The sequence below is a fragment of the Fimbriimonas sp. LA-C6 genome (assembly GCF_055398105.1).
Genome location: NZ_AP038796.1, coordinates 1196597 through 1215866, shown reverse-complemented (window position 1 = coordinate 1215866; position 19270 = coordinate 1196597). Strand labels below are relative to the sequence as shown.

Here is a 19270-nt window from a genome sequence, read left to right as displayed (position 1 = left end):
ATGATCTTACGTAGTTTCTTTGACGACAAACTGGCGCAGGCCAGCTACATGGTAGGTTGCGCTGTTACGGGAGAGGCGATTGTGATTGACCCGCTGCGCGACACGCGGCAGTATACGGACATGGCCGAATCTCTGGGATTGAGGATTGTGTCCGTTACTGAGACGCACATCCACGCTGATTATCTTTCTGGAACCCGAGAGCTAGCAGCTGCCACAGGGGCGACTATGTTCCTGAGTGATGAAGGTGGCCCTGATTGGACTTATGCGTTCGGTAACGAGAGCAACGTGGTGCTGATGAAGAACGGCCACGTTATTCAGGTTGGGAACGTGACTCTTACAGCGATGCACACGCCTGGCCATACACCGGAACACATGGCATACCTGCTGGTCGATCATCCGACGAGCGAGATTCCTCACTCACTTTTCTCTGGGGATTTCATTTTTGTGGGTGATGTGGGGCGTCCAGATCTTTTGGAGAAGGCTGCCAACATTGTTGGCACGATGGAAGCGGGCGCCAAACAGCTCTATCAGTCGCTTAAGCTAGTAAGTGATCTTCCTGATTCACTTCTCATTTGGCCTGGGCATGGTGCGGGTTCTGCATGCGGAAAGTCGCTGGGCGGTAGCCCTGTTACGACACTTGGTTATGAGCGAAAGACCAATTGGGCCCTGAAGGCTGCGACAGAGGAGATGTTTGTTCAAGAGGTTCTTTCTGGGCAGCCTGAGCCACCGAAGTACTTCAAGAACATGAAAATGATGAATCGACAGGGGCCCGCCGTTCTGCATTCGATGCCCGATGTCACTCATGTTTCGCAACCTTTGGGGAACCTATTGGACGTTCGGCCCGCGGCACAGATTCGGAAGCAGACTTATCGCGACTCTATCGCGATTCCTATGTGCAAGCAGTTCACTACTTGGGCGGGATGGATTCTCAGCTACGACGAGCCGGTCACGTTGATTGCCAATTCTCAGGAGGAAGCGAATGTGGCTGCCCGCGAGTTAGCGATGATTGGGCTGGATGTCGTCAAGGGTTTTGTTCGCCCTGGGGACCTGCTTCAGGAGAACTTCGGCACGTTCCAGGTTGTGACGAGTGATCAGGTCTCAGAGGGTGATTTTATCCTGGACGTGCGCGGAACCGCCGAGAGACGAGCCTCTAGCATCAAGAGCTCGACGCATATTCCTTATTGGAGTCTCAAGGATCACCTTGCGGAGCTACCAAGAGATCAGAAGGTTGTCGTGCACTGCGCGTCGGGTGCTCGCTCGCTGGTGGCCTATTCTATTCTGCGGCAAGCTGGCTTCCAGGACATTTGGGAGCTACAGGGAGGAATCTCTGCTGTTCAGAAAGATTCCCCCCAGTTGATTGGATCAGGGGTCTAGTGGATCGATCGGGTCGATTGTAAGCGACTCGATGTTGGGCAGGAACGTGATATCGAAATCCGATATCCGTTTCTGCACTTTGATCGGCTGGAAGTTAAACACTCGCTGGCACCGGTTGCGGAAGGCCGCGCTCTCGATGTCGGAGCTTTGGTAGGTGTTTGTGGTGATCAGCCCTGGCTTGTTGAATGGTATGCCGTAGCGGTAGATGATTCTTGCTGCGTTCCTCAAGTTCGTTGTGGTGTGACGAGCGTGGGGGTCGATGAGGATGGCCTTCTCTGGGATTCCGAAGTCTTTGATCAGACTCCGCTTCATCTCGAGAGCCTCGCAGAACTTCGTCTGCTTGGGGTGGACGTAGCCACCGGACACCATGATGAAAGGTGCCAGACCCTTTTTGTAGCGATCTGCAGCCAGTTGGAGTCCTAGTTTGCCGATGGGGGACAGTTGGACATCTGGTTCTTCAGGGCCGAAACCTGGGACGAGAATCAGCGAGTAGGTGTATCTGTCCCACGCTGTGTGGCGAATCGCTTTATATGCTGCAGCGTTCTCGCCCTTCTCCATGGGTTCTAGACGACCAGCTTCATCTCGGCGATTGACGTCCATGAGAGCTAAGCTGAGTCTGAGGGTTGGGTCAAAGAAGCTATCGTTCTCTTTCGACTGTTCCAGCACAACACCGAACACGTTATGGAGCATCATCAGGAACAGCGTTGATTTGGGGTCGTAGGAGATTCCGTCGATTTCCCATGAACGTCCATGCTCGCCCTTTCCGTAAACGCGAATTGCGTTATTGATGCCGCCTGCGCAGACACGCCAGGCTTTATCAAGTAGTTCGCTCGTGCCAGCATTATGGAACTGGTAGTAGCAACCGCTGCTCCGAATCTTGCCTTCGGTGATTCTGGAAAGTTCTGCTTCTTTTGAAGCGAGTTGCGCCAGTTCTTCTCCAACCTGATTCACCTCAGACTCAGAGAATTCCAGGCTGGTCCAATCGATGGTGGAGGACTTGTACGCTTTTTGGAGGGCTTCGATTTTCGTCTGAGCAATTCGTTTGAGTACCTGGGATTTACCAAGGGACTTCTTGGCGATTGGATCAGTTGAGAGAACTGAAAGAGCGTAGAAGTTCTTGTCCTGGATCGCGGATTGGAGGGGAAGTGGGGAAGCCACGGGTACGTCTGAGACTGGAGACGTGAGTGTGACGATGAATGGAATGAGAGCTGAAATCATGCGAGTGGGGTTGGGGAGCGATTCGAGCTCGCTCCCCAGGTTTTTGAAGGATTAAGGAGTGACGGTCGTGGAAGGCTTCAACAGCTTGAACATGTAGAAGTCGTTTGCACGCACTTGGCTCCATGTTCGAGACTTGGCTGAACCATCAGCAAGCACGTAGTTGGAGGAGTTGGACGAGTGGCCGGGCGTCGGGATGTTATTTGCTGCTCCTGCACATGGTCCGGGGAGCGAGTCGCCACCTGTTGTTGCACCCGGCTTGCGTCCTGCTAGCTTCCATAGATCGCAGCCGACGAAGACTGCCGAAGAGGCCGAACCCACGTAGGAGGAGTCTGAACCTTTCATGCTCGGTCCCCACACTTCGAGGAGAGCAATTGTGTTGGATGGCTGATCCACCTGGCTCGCATTGCGACCGATGGGACCGTTGGTCATGCTGATTTTAAGAGGGTAGGTACTAAGACCGGTATTTGCATCGTAGTCGCTGGTTCCGCCCTCAACCGTGACGATGTTGGATACGTATTGGTAGGATCGTGGAAGTGCCTTGGCGCGATATGCGACATCCCAAAAGTTGAGTGATGTGGCAGCGGTTGGACGAGTCCGACTATCGCTTGGGCAGAAGAACACTTGCTCATTCTTGATGTAGGGCATCAACTGGAGGTCATACGGAATTCGAGGATCTCCGGCTGATGTGTTCTTTGCATCTGGGACGATTTGGTCAGCGCCTGGGTAGGTGTCGTCGTTATCTCCAAGATAAAGGTGCAGACCGATGCCGATTTGCTTGGTGTTGCTAAGGCAGGCTGTCTTTTTGGCTGCCTCTTTTGCTTGCGCGAACACTGGGAAGAGAATGGCTGCGAGAATCGCGATGATCGCAATCACGACAAGGAGTTCAATGAGAGTAAATGCTTTCTTCATGAGAAAAACCGTACATTCCGAAGAGTCAAGCCCCTCGTGAATTGAGAGCGTAACGGGCTTGCATTAAGGTTGAGTTAGGTATCTATTAAGGAATCCTTAAGGCCTGATTAAACGTGACAATTACTTTTGGGATTCGTGTATTTCACACTATTTGCGCTGTCTGACATGCACGGAATTGTCCAGTGGAGATTCCACACATTTGGAAGTGTGTGTTAGGATTGGGCAGTGATGATCAAGCGCAGCGCGTTTCTTGTTTGTTCGGCTTTGCTGTTTGGATTGCCGATTGCTCAGACCACTCCGCGTGCTCCGTTTGAGGAAGATATCGAGAAGTTTGAAGCTGCCGATAGGATGCATCCCCCAATTAAGCATGGGATCGTTTTCGTGGGGAGTTCGAGTATTCGGTTTTGGAAGACGCTTAAAGATGATTTTCCAGGTTATCACGTCATCAATCGAGGTTTTGGGGGTTCGCAAGTGAGCGATTCGACTTATTTTGCGCACCGGATCGTGACTCCGTATGAGCCTCAGATGATCGTATTTTTTGCCGGTACGAACGATCTTGCTGCTGGTAAATCTCCTGAGACAGTGTTGGCGGACTACCAAGCTTTTGTTCGCAAGGTCCGCGAGAAGCAGCGCCGTGTGCCGATTATCTACATTTCTGTGACCCCGGCGCCATCAAGGTGGAAGCAGATTGATAAAGTTAGGAAGACTAACGAATTGATCGCTGCCTATTGCAAGCGGGAGCGAGGCTTGAAGTTTATGGATGTGTTTCGGAAGATGTTGAGCAAGGATGGCGGACCGCGACCGGAGTTGTTTGTTGCGGATCAGCTTCACATGAATTCAGAGGGTTACAAGATTTGGGTGGAGGCACTGACTCCCCTGCTCCCGAAGATTAAGTAGATCGTTGTTCACACTCCCCACTTTTCGCGAATGGGAAGTCCTTCGGCAATTCGTTTTGCTTCATCTGGACGCTTTGCCACGACAAAAAGGATGATGGCTGGGAGCTCCGAGTCTGGAGAAGGAGCATATCGATGTTTCTTGACTGCGTCAAAGACGATGGAGTCGCCCTCATTTAGGATACAGGCATCGTCCTCCACAGTGATCATCGCAGATCCTGAGAGGCAGTAGATAAACTCTTCGCCAAAGTGTTGGTCTTCCCAGCTTGGTTGATAGATCTCCATGAGACCGCAGCTCATGACACCACCTTGAAGCTCACTTCGGATAAAGCCTGTGAAGAACCTCTGATAGCCTAGATTTGCGCGGCGCTGGCGCTCATTCGGATCATCGACTAGGCTGTAGTCTATGTCCTTAACGATTCTCCCTTTGTGATCGCGATGACTTGCGGCCATCCATCGGATTTCGTTTGCGTGGCAAGAAGCGTAGTGTTTAGATGCGGAAGGGTGATGGACAAGTTGTGCTGAAAAAAGAGCATATATCGAGCGGAGGGCGTGAAGGCTTTTGTTGCTACAGGCTTTTCCTTTTTCGACTCGCATCACGGTGTCTCGGGAGACGCCTGAGCGCGCGGCGGCTTCTTCGACCGTCCAGCCAAAGAGTTTACGTCTCTCTTTGAATCGCTTGGAAACCTGCTCCCAATCCCACTCGGTTTGTCTCATGTTCCCTCTACATCCGACGCTTTAAGTATTATGAGGCGAAGAATGCGACTAAAGGGTATGGAATAGTCGCAATGGAATCTCGGTTTTATCAGGTGTTTCGAATCGGCGTCTACACGCTTCGTATGATAAGGAGTTGTAGAAGGCATCTCATTGCGTTCACTTTGTTGCCCTTATCTCGAAATTCTGAGGGCAAACGTGCTTAGCGCTGGATCCATCTCGCAGAAGTAATCGCCATGTTCATCTACTCTTTCGCTTTCGCTCTCACACTCTTATCACCCAATTTGCAGGATGCCAAGACTCCGCAAGCGGCAAGTGGCACCCAGAGAGCGATGTTGACCAAGGCCGAGTTCGAAGCCACTCAGAAGTCAGTCAACGATTTCTATCAGAAGGCCTTTGCTGGGGGAACGCCGGATAAGCCGGTCACTCGAAGTGAAGTGGAGGCGAAGGTTGCTGAATATATCCGGACCTTACTAAAAGACGTTCAGCCTCAGCAGATTCCTGATGACCAGGCGAGTGATTGGGCGCAGCTTTTTAGTCAGGCAAAGATGCCTACACAGGCGATGGCTCTTCAGACTAAGGCGCTTGATTACTATAGCGTCCGGACGATGTTTACCCAGGCTGAGCTCATGTCGAACCTGATTGAGGAAGGGAAAGAAGATCAGGTCTATGAGGTTGCCAGGCATTGTCTCAACTGGAATGGTTCCCAGGTTGGGATGATGGGAGAAATTGTTAACGGTGCGGCTGTCCGTAAAGGGCTCGATAAAAAGAAGCCAGCCCTTGTGATCAAGTGGCTGAATGCGCTTGCTGACAAGATCGACATCACGCCTAGTCCAGATCAGAGAAATGGGATGGGCGAATATGCCTATGTGGACCTGAAGATGAAGGTTCTCGAACTGCAGTATCGCAACAATCCGTCCCCGGCCCTGATATCGGAGATGAAAAAGCTTAGAGCGCGGTTTGCGAATAGCAAGTCGAGCAATGCGTTTGGGCAGGGACCCGCTCATCGAGTCGACGAGTTTTTGGCTCAGGCTACTGCCATGGGAACACCCGCGCCCGAACTGGTTTTCCAGAAGTCGATTGGAGAGTTTCAGGGAATCAAATCGCTGAAAGGCAAGGTAGTGCTCCTAGATTTTATGGCTCATTGGTGCGGGCCATGCAAAGCTGCACTGCCTGGCATTAAGAAAATGCAGGATCAGTATGGACCCCAAGGGCTTCAGGTGGTCAGCGTGACCAGCTTCTACGGTTACTACGGTGCTGAGCAAGGTGTTTCGAAGGACAAAGAGTTTGACCTGATGCACGGCTTCGTCAAGCAGTTTGGAATGAACTGGCCGGTGATTTTCGATACGAAGCAAGAGTCGCACCTCAAGTTTCACGTCGGACCTATCCCGCATATGGTACTGATCGACCGCAAAGGAAATATCCGGCACATCCAGGTCGGTGCGGGGAAGCAGAGCGAAGATGAAACCCGCGAAGTTTTGAAGAAAGTGATCGCGGAGAAATAGAGTTCATTTCGATTCGAGCGGTTCGTGAGGGCCGCTCGAATTCCTTACTACCAACTCCATCGGAAGCCGGATATTTGTGTGTCGCGAATCACTTTGTACCGGCCCAAACATACGGTCTAGCAGCAACCGACCAGCAATTCGGCCCAACTCTTCGAATGGTTGGCTCATCGTTGTGAGCCCCATGACATCTAAGTGGCCTGATGAGGCGTTTCCGAAGCCAGTGATTGCGATGTCTTGTGGGACTCTCAGGCCATGGTCTCTGAGCAAAAGCCAAAGAGCTGAAGCCACTGTGTCGTTTGAGCACACCACGGCTGTCGGTCTGTTTGGAACTTCAATGAGTCCAGTCATCACAAACTTGTTGAAGTTTGGCTCGTTGCGTCCGTACGTGAGAATCGTAAGCCTGTCATCCGGGGTGATGCCGTTCTCCTCCAGGGCATGTCGATAGCCGAACCATCTGTTTTGAACGCTCTCAACATAGGGCTCATCGCCCAGGAAGGCGATCCGTCGATGTCCTTGCTGCAGAAGGTGATGGGTGACTGTTCTGCCAGCTTCCCGGTCGTCGAATGTAACGCTGTCAGATTCAAAGCCGATCACTCGGCGATCTACGAGGATGAGAGGCGCCGAAGACTGGAGGCTCTTCAATAGATTGTAATCAACGATGTTGTGCGGCCACATGATGATTCCACCCGCATCGACCGTAGTGAGTTCTTCGATCGCCTTGATGTGACTCGATTCTTCCAAACCTGATGAATCGAATCTGAGCATCGGGACATTTGCTGCCTCTAGCACGTCGCGTAGGCCTATCGCAATTCCATCGATGGTAGCTCCCGTCGGTTTCCGGAAGGTGACCAGCATTACGCGGCGGACAGGTGTCTTGCCCTTGATTGCGGGTACAGAGCTTCCTGATATGTACCAGCCACTGTTTCGAGCCGACCGGATGTGTCCTTCTGATTCTAGAAGTCCTAATGCTTGTCGCACGGTGTTTCGCTGAGTTGCGAAAGTCTTCGCCAGGATGCGCTCGGCGGGAAGGCGGCCCTTGCTTGTATAGACACCCTGCTGGATGCACGCTCGGATTTCCATTGCGATCTCCTCGTAGCGATGCAAGGATGGGCGTGCTGACATTAAGATTCTATTATACATATTGGATTGGTATATATTTTATATACCAATATGTCGTGAGTTTAACTACCATTTAACCAAGCAATTTCAATATAAGTTTCCTTCAGTTATCTTCAAGCTAGAAATCGTAGGTGTCACAGTAGACCAATCGATAAGAAATGTATACCAATTGTAGGTTGCATGGATGGACTTGCTAACTGGATTTATCTAGGAGTCTCAGAATGTTAAATCGAAATCTAAGGTCTCGCGCCTTCACGCTCATTGAGCTGTTGGTGGTTATCGCAATCATCGCTATTCTCGCTGCAATCCTCTTCCCAGTGTTTGCACAGGCAAAAGAGGCGGCCAAAAAGACGGCATGTCTCAGCAACGTGAAGCAGATCGGTCTTGGGCTTCAGCTCTACCTAAACGACAATGACGATACGTACCCAGGCGGTCTGCCAGACGGAGAACCGGCTATTAACGTGAATGGTGGTGCTGACAATCGAAAACCACTCGACGTGATGCTTTATCCTTACACGAAGAACGACCAGATTTGGACTTGTCCAAGCGATGGCTCGCGAATGTTGCCAGCCTCCAACAACGACATCGGCTTTTGGGATGGCAGCTATCGGGTCAAAGCGATTCGACGCTCCTACATGTATGTGGGTGAGATCACCACTGCGGCTGGAGGTTGCAGCGCTGCAGACACGAACACTGGTTTGACTACGTACAACAATGCTCCTCGCCGAACCGGTAAGAACGCTTCGATTGTTGATCAGCCTTCAAATACCATTGCACTTGTTGAAGTTTGGATTCAGAACAGTTCTGCTGCAAATAACGCCTATGTGGGAAGTCCACGTGGATCGCTCTTCACGGGTACCGATTATTGGAAACTTGCCGGACGTGATCCCAATAGCAATACTGGCTCCAATAACCTTCCTTGCGGAGCTAACACAAGTGCTCCAACCGTAGGGCACACTGGTGGTGCGAACTACACGTTGGCGGACGGTTCTGCCAAGTACCGCAAGTGGTCTCAGGTTCGTGGAAACGACTTCTATATGTTCAAACTCCAGAAGCCTAGCGAAACCGTCACTCCTTAACTCAGCTACTCACGGGGCCGCATGTCGGCCCCACCGACCTCATTCCGACTATGCCCTTCTTGACCGCCCTCGCTGCTCTCGCATGTACGCAGAGCAATTTCTCTGATAAGCCGACACTCTATCTCGTCGGGTATTCCCATCTCGATACCGAATGGTGCTGGAACTACCGCCACAGCATTCTCGACTTCATTCCGAAGACGCTGAAGGAGAACTTTGAGCTCTTCGAAACGTATCCCAATTACGTCTTCAACTGGACTGGCGCGAAGCGCTATCAGTTCATGAAGGATTATTATCCTGCGGAGTACAAGAAGCTAAAGCAGTATGTGAAGCAGGGGCGATGGGTCGTTACAGGGTCAGGGTTGGACGAGTGTGACGCGAACATTCCTGCGCCTGAGTCGATCATCCGCCAGGTGCTCTACAGCAATCGATTCTTCAAGAAAGAGTTTGGAGTTGAGAGCAATAACTATTTGGTGCCGGATGTGTTTGGGTTTCCTGCGTCGCTCCCTTCTACGCTTGCTCATGCTGGCTTGAAGGGAATGTCGACATGTAAACTCAGCTACTACCCGGATACAAGTGCGCCGATTCCTTTCAATATTGGGAGATGGGTCGGGCCAGATGGGAACTTCATCGTGGGCGCTCTCAACTGTCAGAGCTATCACACCGGGGTGAAGGAAGATCTTTCGAGCAGCAAGACTATCCTGGCCAGAATGGCTGATCAGAAAGCGAAATCCGGGCTCTTGCTCGATTACACCTACTACGGTCAGGGAGACCAAGGCGGCTCACCGGGGCCAAATTCCGTAGCTTGGGTTGAGAAAAGCAAGACTGGCTCGGGGCCGATTCGCGTGATTGCGAAGGCAGCTGATCAGATGTTTGATGACTTGAGTACAGATCAAGTCAAGTCGCTTCCTAGTTATCAAGGTGAATTGCTGATTTCGAAGCATAGTGCAGGTACGGCGACGTCTGGTGCGACGATGAAGAGGTGGAATCATCGCAATGAACTTCTTGCGGATGCTGCGGAGCGGTCATCGGTGGCGGCAAAAGTTTTTGCAGGAACTGCATATCCTCAAGCAAAGATCACGGACGCTTGGCAGAGATTCTTGGGTGGACAGATGCATGACATCTTGCCCGGAACCTCCATACCACAGGCGTATGCCTATGCTTGGAATGATCAGGTGGTGGCTCTGAATGAGTCTGCTGATGTTGTCACGTCATCTGTTGCGGAAGTAGGTCGATTAATGGACACACGAGCAAAGGGGCGAGCGGTGGTTGTTTTTAACCCTGTGTCGAGTAATCGAAATGAGGTTGTCGAGACAACTCTTGAAACTGGTTCTCGTGTGGTTGGTCCAGACGGCAATGAACTGCCATCACAAAGAATTGGAGATAAGCTGTTGTTCCGCGCTGCGGTTCCGTCTGTAGGGTTTTCAGTCTTTGATGTCCGCTCAGGTGAGAGTCACGTGAAGAGCAAGCTGAGAGTCTCTTCGACCGAGCTAGAGAATGATCGGTATCGGGTGCATCTGAACCAAGCAGGTGACATATCATCCGTTTTCGATAAAACGCTTGGGAAGGAGTTGCTGTCTGGTCCGATACGGTTGGCATTTCTTCACCAGAAGCCGACGCGCCATCCGGCTTGGAATATGGATTGGCAGGATCAAAAGCAGCCGCCGATCGGCTTTGTTGATGGACCAGCGAAGGTGACAATTCTTGAAAATGGCCCGGTTCGGGTTGCGCTGAAAGTGGAGCGAGAGGCAAGAGGTTCGAAGTTTGAAAGTGTCGTGCGCCTGACGGACGGCGGAGAGAACGTAGAGTTTCTGCAAACGATCGATTGGCGTTCTAAAGAGTGCAGCCTGAAAGCGGTGTTTCCGCTCTCTGCAAAGAATGAGAAAGCGACTTACGATTGCGGGATTGGCACGGTCCAGCGAGGGAACAACTGGGAGAAGCTGTACGAAGGACCTTCACAACGGTGGTTTGATCTGACCGATGTGGGTGGAGGTTACGGAGTTTCGGTTTTGAGCGAGGCCAAGTATGGATCGGATAAGCCAGACAATCAAACGTTACGGCTCACGCTTCTTTACACACCCGGAGTTACGGATCGATTCCAACATCAGGGTACGGGAGATTGGGGGCGTCATGAGATTCGATATGCAATTCATGGCCACTCTGGGGATTGGAAGAACGCACAGACACCTAACAAGGCGGCAAGGTTTGTTCAGCCTCTCATGCCTTTTGCGACTGCGTCCCACGCTGGTCAGAATGGGAGAAGCCTCTCTCTCGTGAGTTCCTCTGACCCGAACGTGGAAGTGATGGCACTGAAACAGGCCGAGGATTCGGACGAAATCGTTGTTCGTGTTTTAGAAAAAGCAGGTAAATCAGCATCTCATGTGAAATTGAATTTTGGCCGTCCGGTTCTCGCATCACGAGAGATTGATGGTCAGGAACATGCGAAGACTGGATTAGTTGATGTGTCAAACTTCAGTTTGAGCCCCTACTCTGTCCGCAGCTTTGCGGTTCGGCTCAAGTCGATTGATGCTCAGGTTAAGTCAATCCTAGTGGTCCTTCCTCAAGATGCAGAATTGACAAATGGGCGAGGATTTGATGGAAAGGGACTGTGTTTGCCGAGTGAGTTGTTGCCTCAACAGATTCAGTCCGGTCGCGTTAGTTTTAGCCTCAGTCAACAAGGAGTTCGCTGTGACGGGCAGAACGTGTCTCTTCCTAAGGGTCGGACGCTCTACTTGCTCGCTGCCTCGGCAAGTGGAGATCGTTCGGCAGAGTTTCTGGTGGACGCAAAGCCAAATCGTTTGAATATTCAGGCTTGGGATGGGTTTGTGGGCCAGTGGGATACGCGATTGTGGGATGGAGCGACTGAGGATGAACAAACGGGTTCTTGGCCTCATGCTCTACTTGGCATCGCCCCTGGCTATATCAAGCGTGCGCCAATCGCATGGTATGCAGACCACCGAAAGCTGGCGGATGGCACGAACGATGCCTATCACTTTGCCTATCTGTTCCGATATGCGATCCCGCTACCGGCGGGTGCTAAGACGGTTACGCTTCCTAAAGATCCTTCTATCGTGATTCTCGCGGCAAGTGTTTCGGATGTTGAGGAAGTAACTCCTTTGAATCCGCTGTATGATACGCTGCAAGATCACCCGAGTTGGAAAGCTCCGTGAGCCTTGGCTGAGGATTAGCTATGAAGATATTAGTGACTGGAGCTGCGGGTGTAGCTGGAAGAGAGACCGTAAAGCAGCTTCTGCGCGCTGGGTATCAGGTTCGGATGGCAGACGTGGTTGCGCCCGTCGAGAAGTTTGACGGAGTGGAGTTTGTGCGATGCGACACGCGTTCTCCCCAAGATGCGCATGCTGCTGTGGAGGGTTGCGATGGGGTTGTCCATCTGGCTGCATGGCACTGTGCGCATGTTCCTCCTGTGAGTGATGCAACGATCTTTGCGGTGAACGTGGATGGCACCTTCTACATCTTTGAGGCATGCAAAAGGTTTGCGGTCAAGACGATTGTGTATGCCTCGTCGATGGCTTATGGTCATGGGGGAGTCTACGGGCTCACGAAGGTGATCGGTGAGGATCTGTGTCGCACTTATCACAACATGATGGGAATTCCCGTAGCTTCGCTGAGATACCACGACTTCGTTCCTAAGCCTTATCTTGCTTTTGGCGAGAAGCTGTTGCGCAATGGGGTGGATGCTACGGATGTTGCTGCCTCTAACGTCGCATGTGTAACAGCTGGACTCGCTGGGAAGTACGGTCTTTTCAACTCGATCATTCATACCAATCATGGGTTGCCCGATGCTGTGAGAGCGGATTTTGCTCAATTTGGTCCAGACTGGTGTGAGACTCAACTGCCTGGCAGTTCTGCGCTTATGGTGAAGTATGGTTTTGAGCTTCCTAAGGAGGTTGAGCAACACGACATGTCACAAGCCGATACCGTTTTAGGTTGGACTCCGAAGGTTGGATTCCTAGAGTTTCTCAGTGACTTGAAGGCACGAGATGAACGCGGGGAAGACGTAACCAAGCTCTGGGCAGATGGAAGTCTTATGTATGTCCGCCTCAAAAAAGAGTGAACGCTTCGTTCTCGTTTGTGTGTCTCAAAGTTATGCTTGCTTGTAGTGGACCTCGCATTTTAGAGTTGATCCATCGAAACATTGCTTTCAGTGATTTGATGGCAGGCATTTCGTTCTTACTCACGTCGCTGCTCGTCTTGGACTCCATTCGCGCGAAGCGGCTAAAGCCTAACCTTGTGGTGGGTGTCTTAATCCTCTTGGCTCATCCAGCGTGGACCGTTGGCGCGCTTTCGGGTGATTGCGGCTCCACAAAAAGTGCTTCCTCTTTGATGTTTACACTTGCTTTGGCGGGTGTTCTGGTCGCGTCCTTCATTTCAAAAAGATCAAAGGTAGAAGTCAGCTAAGATCGATTTCTGTTTCCAACCACTTGAAGTCCGTCCGAACAAGAAAGTGACCGACGCTCCGTGCCGGCCGTGTTGTAGCCCCAACTTAACCAAAGCGAAGTTCCCGTCCGGAGAGTAGAGCGGTTGCCAAGGGTAAGCAATGGTGGGCCTGTTTTCTTGAGAAAGATCTAAGTTCGGATCGGAGGTGATCCAAGAGTTCTCTCCAAGATAGAGGACAATTCGAGGATTCCAAGACATTTGCCCGAGTGGAATCGATGGCGCTGGCTTGTAGGTGACTGGTAGGGAATTTAAGTTCTGTAATTTGGCAAGTAATGCAACTTCCTTCTCAAGCGAACTCAAGTCTGGTTCAGGATGATTTAAGTCTCGGTGTTCCTTTAAATCTTTCCGCAAGTGATCACGCCTGATTTCTTTCCGGATCCAAAGCATCTGCAGTGCATTCTCAAATGTTTCGCCATCGTTTTTGTGTAACTCTGCATAAAGGAAAACGTGCTTCTTAGGCTTCCATTCGCTGTCCAACCAAGTCTCACGATGATAGAAACGGAGCATCGCCGCCTGGATCACGTCTCGGTCGTCATTTGCGACCTGACCCGCAGCAAGAAGAAGAGAGAGGACTGTTGTAACCATTTGAGAAGCTCGCTTGTGCAAGTTTAGCCTGAACGGCTTCTGCTAACATGTAACGGATTGAGGAACACGATCGAATACGTAAATAAGGTTCTATATAGGTTCAAACGCTGGTGGGTTTCAAGGCCTTATCTGCTACAAGAGATCGAACAGCTGAAGCAGGAGAACGAGTCTCTGCGTGGGAAGTTGCTGGTGTTGCAGAACGCGAAAGAGCAAGCTGAGCGACAGGCAGACGAGCGAAGACGGGACAAGGATGGGCTTAAGTCGAAGCTCACGTCTCAGAAGAAAGCTGAAGACGCGTCTAAGCGAACAATTGAGCAGCTGAATGCAAAAATCACTGATCTTCGCGATGAGATTGAAAAACTGAAGCAAGGTACCAAGCGGAAGTAAGTCGGCAAGTATCGAGTTGTCACGTCATCCATACTTGCCGACAGTTGGTTAGAATCGATAGCCGACGGTTACGCCAACGCCATATCTGCCACCCAGTGCCGGGCTCAGGCTTAGGCCGGTCGAGTCTCCAAGTTGATTGGTGAGAGAGATGGCGTATCGATAGCCAGTCCCTTTCCCATTTGGACAATATTCCAGACCAATCTTGCCCACTGCAAGTCTCTGGCGGTTTCCGTTAGTGGTATTAATCGTGTTGTTTCCTGTAATGAGCACACCGATCTCGCCGAACAGTGAGAGGGGCACTGATCCAAGTTTATAGGTTCCTCCCACGGATACAAGGCTCAGAGGTGAAGGAGTAAGAACGCCGCGGAATCCTAACCGATACGTTGTGTCGGACCAACTGCTGGAGTAGCCTACGTTGTACGTAACTTGGGCATAACCAGATCGCTCGGCGGTGTTGGTCGCAGAGACTCCGAGGCCTAGATCCAAGTTCGCGTAATCCTTGGGGTTTAGCTGGAGCATGATTTCATGCTCGTCTCCGCCGTGTCGAATCGAGAATCCATTGCCCCTAAAGGTGTTGATCTTGCTCTCCGTGCCACGAAAGATGAGCCAAAGGTCTTTTCTGACAGCTGCCTTTAGCGAGTAGGTGAGTAGATCGCTGGACTCATCCGTGCCGATTCGCTGGCCCGTTACTGAGAAATCGAACTTAGTTTGGGCCTGGGCATGGGTGGCGCTAAGACCAAGAACCGCACATGCTAATGGAAGTGTCAGTTTCATCATCATGATAATGCTTGCACATGACCTCGTGAAAGTTCTAGAGAATGTCTGAGGAATAGGAGCGCTCTAGTTCCTTGATCCATTCCATTCGAGCCTCCGTTTCTAAGATCGCTCCACGCATGGCCAGTTGGGAGATACGATCTCCCGATACTCCGTAAGCTTCACAAGTTTCTTTGCACTCTTCAAGAAGCTGCTCAAGCGCCTGGTAAGACTTGCGACAGAACTCTACTACTTCGTCTCGGTAGAGCACCTTGAGGAAGTAGGCGCGGGAGCGCAGGGCATCTAGATTCGTGGTGATTTCGTTTGGCTCAAACGGCGGCATGATCCACTCTCTCAAGGCTTGGGTTCCTTGCGCTGTTAGACTGTATCTCCGGTCCTCGCAGGTCAGCAACCCAGCGTCGGTCAACCTTTTGAGCAGCGGATAAACAGACCCGGCACCGCTTCGATAGGCATATGTTTGAGAGCCAGCAAACTCAGTGACAATGGTGTGAGCAATGCAGGGACCTTGCTTCAGGATGATTCCAAGGGCGGTCATCTCAAGGGTGGAAAGAGGTCGGTCGATACTCACAGCTTGTCATTATACGGGAACTTTACGAATCGGAAATCTGGTAGTTTACGATTCGTAAATGTTAGTAGTCACCGCTTTAGCTATCCTTGCCTCGCAAGCTCAAATTCAGGTCGATCCACTGATGCTGGTGCAGGCCAACGAGGTTTGGTCGATCATCGGTAAGCCGGGTAACGCTGTTTGGCCAGGTTGGAATGCCCGAAAGACGCCTCTTTTGATCTACCAAACGGGCAAGCAGGATCTTCTGATCAACCACCCCACTCCCCCTGCTGGTTTTCAAAGATACAGCGGTCCGATTCAGTCGCCTATTGGAGCTATCTACTACAAGAATGGCCCAACGATTATGGAGTTCGATGGCCAGAATACATCGACGAAGGTTGCGGGTGTCGAGACACTTGTGATGTCTGACACATTGTCGAACAAGCGTCAGATCATTCAAAGCCTTGTCGGTCAGCTACCATCGGACCCCAAGGAAGCACTGGAGCAGATTGCAGACAATCTTCAGCCTGATCCGATTAGCGCCATGGTGATGTTTGCCCATGAGGCCTTTCACGTATATCAACGGAGCATGGCACCTGGCAAAGGAGGGAACGAGTTGGTGCTGGCAAACTATCCATCGCTGTCCGTCGATAATAACGTGGGGTTTGCGATCGAATCAGATTGTCTTGCGGCAGCTTTAGCTGCAAGAACCAGCGATCAGCTCCGAACGGAAGCGCTCAAATGGCTTGCTGTGCGGCTATCCCGTCAAGCTGCCCTGGGTAAAGACCTTTCCGACTATGAAGATGGAACGGAGTTCAACGAAGGCACGGCGAAGTATGTGGAGTATCGAATTCTGCAGTGCATGGAGGGCAAGAGGCCTGGACGAGACATGTGGTTGATCCAGGGCTTTCCAGGTTATGGTGATCTTCAGGCAGAAAGACAACGATTGATTACGAAGATGCAACGCTGCATGACCGGTGCCATGCGGATCAACAACGACCTCTACGGTGCCTCACCCGTGCGATTCCGACTCTATTTTTCGGGGATGGTTGTGGGTGCACTCCTAGATCGGTTGGGAGCCAAGTGGCATGGTGAGATCTTTAAGAAGGGCGTGAGTCTAACGAGCATTGCAAAAGGAACGCTGAAAGCAGCTCCCGAAGAACTTGCTAAGGCTCTCGCATCCATCAAGTCCTCGCCCCGCTATGCCCAGCTTTTGGCACAAAAGACTAAGCTTGCGCAGGAAGGTGAGACCTATATTCAAGACCAACTGAAGCAGTTTGAGGCGGCACCAGGAGAATTGGTGATTGACTACTCTAAGCTAGAAAAGCCTCAGGTGCAGATGTCCTTTACGCCTTTTGGGATCTTAAGAGTCGACTCTAACCGAACGATCTTTCGGCTGGTGCCAATCCGTGGGACGGTGGGGTCTCTTAGTTTTTCCGAAGACGGACCAAGGCCGGTGATCCAAGATCACAAGAAGAAAACGCTGCACTTTCAGCTATCGTCTGCGGCCGCACTCACGCCTGGCCAGATTGATCTGAAGGAGTTGAAACTTCCCGGTGTAACCCTCACCAACGTTCGAGGAAAGGTTTCTTTGGTTGGAAACAAGCTCCACATCGAACTGTAAGTCTCAATGCCGCAGAAAGGTGCGATACTTGGCTCATGACTTTCGATAGTCTTTCTGTGGCCCGCACCTCAGCCGGTCCAGTGATCAGGGCCGGTGGTGGGCTCATGCTTTGTACGAAGCCTGAGTTCGCTGGTGCGGCAGGATTTCTGCGGCTTCTCCTCAGACCAAGAGAGGAACTGTTTGCCGTTCTGTTGGAGGCACACAAGGTCGGGAAAGCAATTTCAAACCCGAAGCTACTGAATCCGATTGAACCAGCCAAGACGCCAATACTTGGAGCGGGCGTTACGTTTTCGAACTCGTTACGCGAGCGACGCCTGGAGACTTTCCGAGCCGGCAGCCTTGCCGAGGTGACTGACGACGGTAGACCCACTCCGTATGACGTGGTGTACGACCCAGCCAATCCGCCTGAAGTGTTCTTTAAGGCGATTCAGAAGGAGCATTTGTCCAAGCCAAACGAGTTGTGGATTCGGCCCGATGGAGCACCTGATGGTCAGATTGGGTCGAGTGTTCCTGAGCCAGAACGAGTCCTAATCGTCAATCATGTTGGTGAGATCGTCGCCGAAACGATTGGGAGCGATACGACCGCGAGGCAGCTTGAGAGCAGAAGCGCCCTCTACCTTCCTGCTGCCAAGACCTATCCGGGCTGCACCACGCTGTGTCCTTGGCTCACCGTGTTTGCACCTTTGGCTAAGCGGGAGGCGGTCACTATCTCCATGCAGATCCGCCGCAACGGTGAAACACTCTACGATGATCAATACTCAAGCGACCAAATGAAGCGCACACCTGAGAGTTTGGTGGAGCATGCACGGACTATCACCAGCAGCGAACGGGGTTTTGCGTTGTTTACAGGAACTGGGATCATTCCACCGATCGAGTTCTCGCTGGCCGAGGGCGACGTGGTCACGATTTCTAGCCCTCAATTGGGTTTGGTTGAGGCGTCAACTCGGATCGTTCGATATTGATGAAGACTCTCCGAGTGAGGGCAAATATGATTGTGTGATTGACCTATTTGCCCTCATTTTAGGGTCTTTATCCCCCGGAAACTGGAGTCAGGATTACACCTTTTGTTCCAGTGTTGCAGCATATTTGTCCGGCGGCATTAATGCCTGTGGCCTCAACTAGGTGATAGGTAGCCTGATCTGCCGGTGACAACCGAGTGTTGAGGTCAATCACGTTTGGTGAACCTATTGCTCCCAGATCTGTTTGATGTCCTGCTGCCCATACACACGCATGGATTGCGGATCCAAACTTGTCGCGACCTGCCACTTCGCCGCTATTGTTGACCGCCCAGGCAAATGCATTTCCGCCATTCGTGTGAAGTGCTGTGTATGTATTGGATGACAGATCAAAGGTCCACGGAGTGCCTTGGACAGCAAACCCATTGCCGACGACCACGCCCGAGTTATTGATTCCCAAAGCGTATCCTTCCGCCATGGGGCCCCCTGCCTGTGCTGGTCCCGAGCTAGGGTGTGTGTACCAGGAATAGGTGGATCCAGAAAGATTGTAATATCCAATCGTCGTCTTCGAATCATTCACAGCAACGGCTACGCCGTCAGTTCCTGAAAGAGGATCGTTAATTTGATGGAGTCCGTTTGTGCTGTCCCAAATGAAGCCATGGGAACTCTGGGTTGTAGGTGCATAGCTGCCACCGACAACTACGTCATTGTTATTGATGGATGCTCCACTGCTATCTTGGTCTCCTGACAAGAGCCCAATGTCCGTAATCGATCCATTAAAGAAGAATGCATGGTATTCCTGGGACGGAACAAATGCCCAGCCTGTTACGTGGCCTGCTTCATTGATTGCATTAGCGTTCGAGCGAGTTCCGCCTAATGTTGGAATCAAGGTAACTGTGTATCGTGTGGGCGCTTGTTGTCCACTTCTGAGAAACAGTGCCGCATGTGTAACTCCCGCAACGGCAACCGTTCCGACTACGTAGCCATTGCTACTGATGGCCCGACTATCACTTGCATTAGGGTTTGCAGGAACAGTCGTGGTGACACTTGTCGAGTTCACGGGTTGACCGCCACCGCCACAACCGATGGTTAACACAACTGCCAGCAGGGCAAATGTTTGAATCGTTTTCATGG

At 51.5% G+C, this 19270-nt stretch carries 17 protein-coding genes; 9 read left to right on the top strand and 8 right to left on the bottom strand.

The annotated features are described in order from the left end of the window. Positions 1-1374: an MBL fold metallo-hydrolase gene (locus ACZ51B_RS05725; RefSeq protein WP_464296273.1), complete on the top strand. Its 1374-nt coding sequence runs from the start codon at positions 1-3 to the stop codon at positions 1372-1374. Here ACZ51B_RS05725 and ACZ51B_RS05720 read toward each other — a convergent pair. Next, positions 1363-2592, bottom strand: coding sequence for a YdcF family protein (locus ACZ51B_RS05720; protein ID WP_464296272.1), 1230 nt, complete (start codon positions 2590-2592; stop codon positions 1363-1365). The genes ACZ51B_RS05725 and ACZ51B_RS05720 overlap by 12 nt on opposite strands. A 51-nt stretch (positions 2593-2643) precedes the next feature. After that, positions 2644-3501, bottom strand: coding sequence for a prepilin-type N-terminal cleavage/methylation domain-containing protein (locus tag ACZ51B_RS05715; protein WP_464296271.1), 858 nt, complete (start codon positions 3499-3501; stop codon positions 2644-2646). A 228-nt stretch (positions 3502-3729) separates the two neighbouring features. Between ACZ51B_RS05715 and ACZ51B_RS05710 the strand changes: the two genes are divergently transcribed. Beyond that, on the top strand, positions 3730-4398 hold the full coding sequence (locus tag ACZ51B_RS05710) for an SGNH/GDSL hydrolase family protein (RefSeq protein WP_464296270.1): 669 nt from the start codon (positions 3730-3732) through the stop codon (positions 4396-4398). Between the two features lie 8 nt (positions 4399-4406). Here the strand turns inward: ACZ51B_RS05710 and ACZ51B_RS05705 are convergent, their stop codons facing one another. Next, positions 4407-5111 carry a cupin domain-containing protein gene (locus ACZ51B_RS05705; RefSeq protein WP_464296269.1) on the bottom strand — a complete coding sequence of 235 codons (705 nt, stop codon included), beginning with the start codon at positions 5109-5111 and terminating at the stop codon, positions 4407-4409. Positions 5112-5344: 233 nt separating this feature from the next. Here ACZ51B_RS05705 and ACZ51B_RS05700 point away from each other — a divergent pair, with 233 nt between their 5' ends. Continuing rightward, positions 5345-6613, top strand: a complete 1269-nt coding sequence (locus ACZ51B_RS05700; protein WP_464296268.1) for a TlpA family protein disulfide reductase — start codon at positions 5345-5347, stop codon at positions 6611-6613. Positions 6614-6616: 3 nt separating this feature from the next. Here ACZ51B_RS05700 and ACZ51B_RS05695 read toward each other — a convergent pair whose 3' ends face one another. Continuing rightward, positions 6617-7735 (bottom strand): substrate-binding domain-containing protein, encoded by a 1119-nt coding sequence (locus ACZ51B_RS05695; RefSeq protein ID WP_464296267.1) that lies wholly within the window; start codon positions 7733-7735, stop codon positions 6617-6619. Between the two features lie 218 nt (positions 7736-7953). Between ACZ51B_RS05695 and ACZ51B_RS05690 the strand changes: the two genes are divergently transcribed. From ACZ51B_RS05690 to ACZ51B_RS05680, 3 genes are read left to right on the top strand one after another with little or no spacing between them, the layout of a single operon-like run. Continuing rightward, positions 7954-8811, top strand: a complete 858-nt coding sequence (locus ACZ51B_RS05690; RefSeq protein ID WP_464296266.1) for a prepilin-type N-terminal cleavage/methylation domain-containing protein — start codon at positions 7954-7956, stop codon at positions 8809-8811. A 50-nt stretch (positions 8812-8861) separates the two neighbouring features. After that, entirely contained in the window at positions 8862-11978 is a 3117-nt protein-coding gene (locus ACZ51B_RS05685; RefSeq protein WP_464296265.1) for an alpha-mannosidase, read from the top strand. A gap of 20 nt (positions 11979-11998) precedes the next feature. Further along, positions 11999-12883, top strand: coding sequence for an NAD-dependent epimerase/dehydratase family protein (locus ACZ51B_RS05680; RefSeq protein ID WP_464296264.1), 885 nt, complete (start codon positions 11999-12001; stop codon positions 12881-12883). Between the two features lie 323 nt (positions 12884-13206). Here the strand turns inward: ACZ51B_RS05680 and ACZ51B_RS05675 are convergent, their stop codons facing one another. Further along, entirely contained in the window at positions 13207-13851 is a 645-nt protein-coding gene (locus tag ACZ51B_RS05675; protein WP_464296263.1) for a hypothetical protein, read from the bottom strand. 57 nt (positions 13852-13908) lie between these two features. Between ACZ51B_RS05675 and ACZ51B_RS05670 the strand changes: the two genes are divergently transcribed. Further along, positions 13909-14238, top strand: a complete 330-nt coding sequence (locus ACZ51B_RS05670; RefSeq protein WP_464296262.1) for a hypothetical protein — start codon at positions 13909-13911, stop codon at positions 14236-14238. A 48-nt stretch (positions 14239-14286) separates the two neighbouring features. Here ACZ51B_RS05670 and ACZ51B_RS05665 read toward each other — a convergent pair whose 3' ends face one another. Both ACZ51B_RS05665 and ACZ51B_RS05660 read right to left on the bottom strand, forming a co-directional pair. Beyond that, positions 14287-15018: a hypothetical protein gene (locus ACZ51B_RS05665; RefSeq protein ID WP_464296261.1), complete on the bottom strand. Its 732-nt coding sequence runs from the start codon at positions 15016-15018 to the stop codon at positions 14287-14289. Between the two features lie 31 nt (positions 15019-15049). Next, positions 15050-15580, bottom strand: a complete 531-nt coding sequence (locus ACZ51B_RS05660) for a PadR family transcriptional regulator (RefSeq protein ID WP_464296260.1) — start codon at positions 15578-15580, stop codon at positions 15050-15052. 58 nt (positions 15581-15638) lie between these two features. Between ACZ51B_RS05660 and ACZ51B_RS05655 the strand changes: the two genes are divergently transcribed. Next, positions 15639-17180 (top strand): hypothetical protein, encoded by a 1542-nt coding sequence (locus ACZ51B_RS05655; RefSeq protein WP_464296259.1) that lies wholly within the window; start codon positions 15639-15641, stop codon positions 17178-17180. A gap of 35 nt (positions 17181-17215) precedes the next feature. After that, entirely contained in the window at positions 17216-18142 is a 927-nt protein-coding gene (locus tag ACZ51B_RS05650; RefSeq protein ID WP_464296258.1) for a fumarylacetoacetate hydrolase family protein, read from the top strand. Positions 18143-18209: 67 nt separating this feature from the next. Here the strand turns inward: ACZ51B_RS05650 and ACZ51B_RS05645 are convergent, their stop codons facing one another. Then, positions 18210-19268, bottom strand: a complete 1059-nt coding sequence (locus ACZ51B_RS05645; protein WP_464296257.1) for a hypothetical protein — start codon at positions 19266-19268, stop codon at positions 18210-18212. Positions 19269-19270 lie beyond the last annotated feature (2 nt).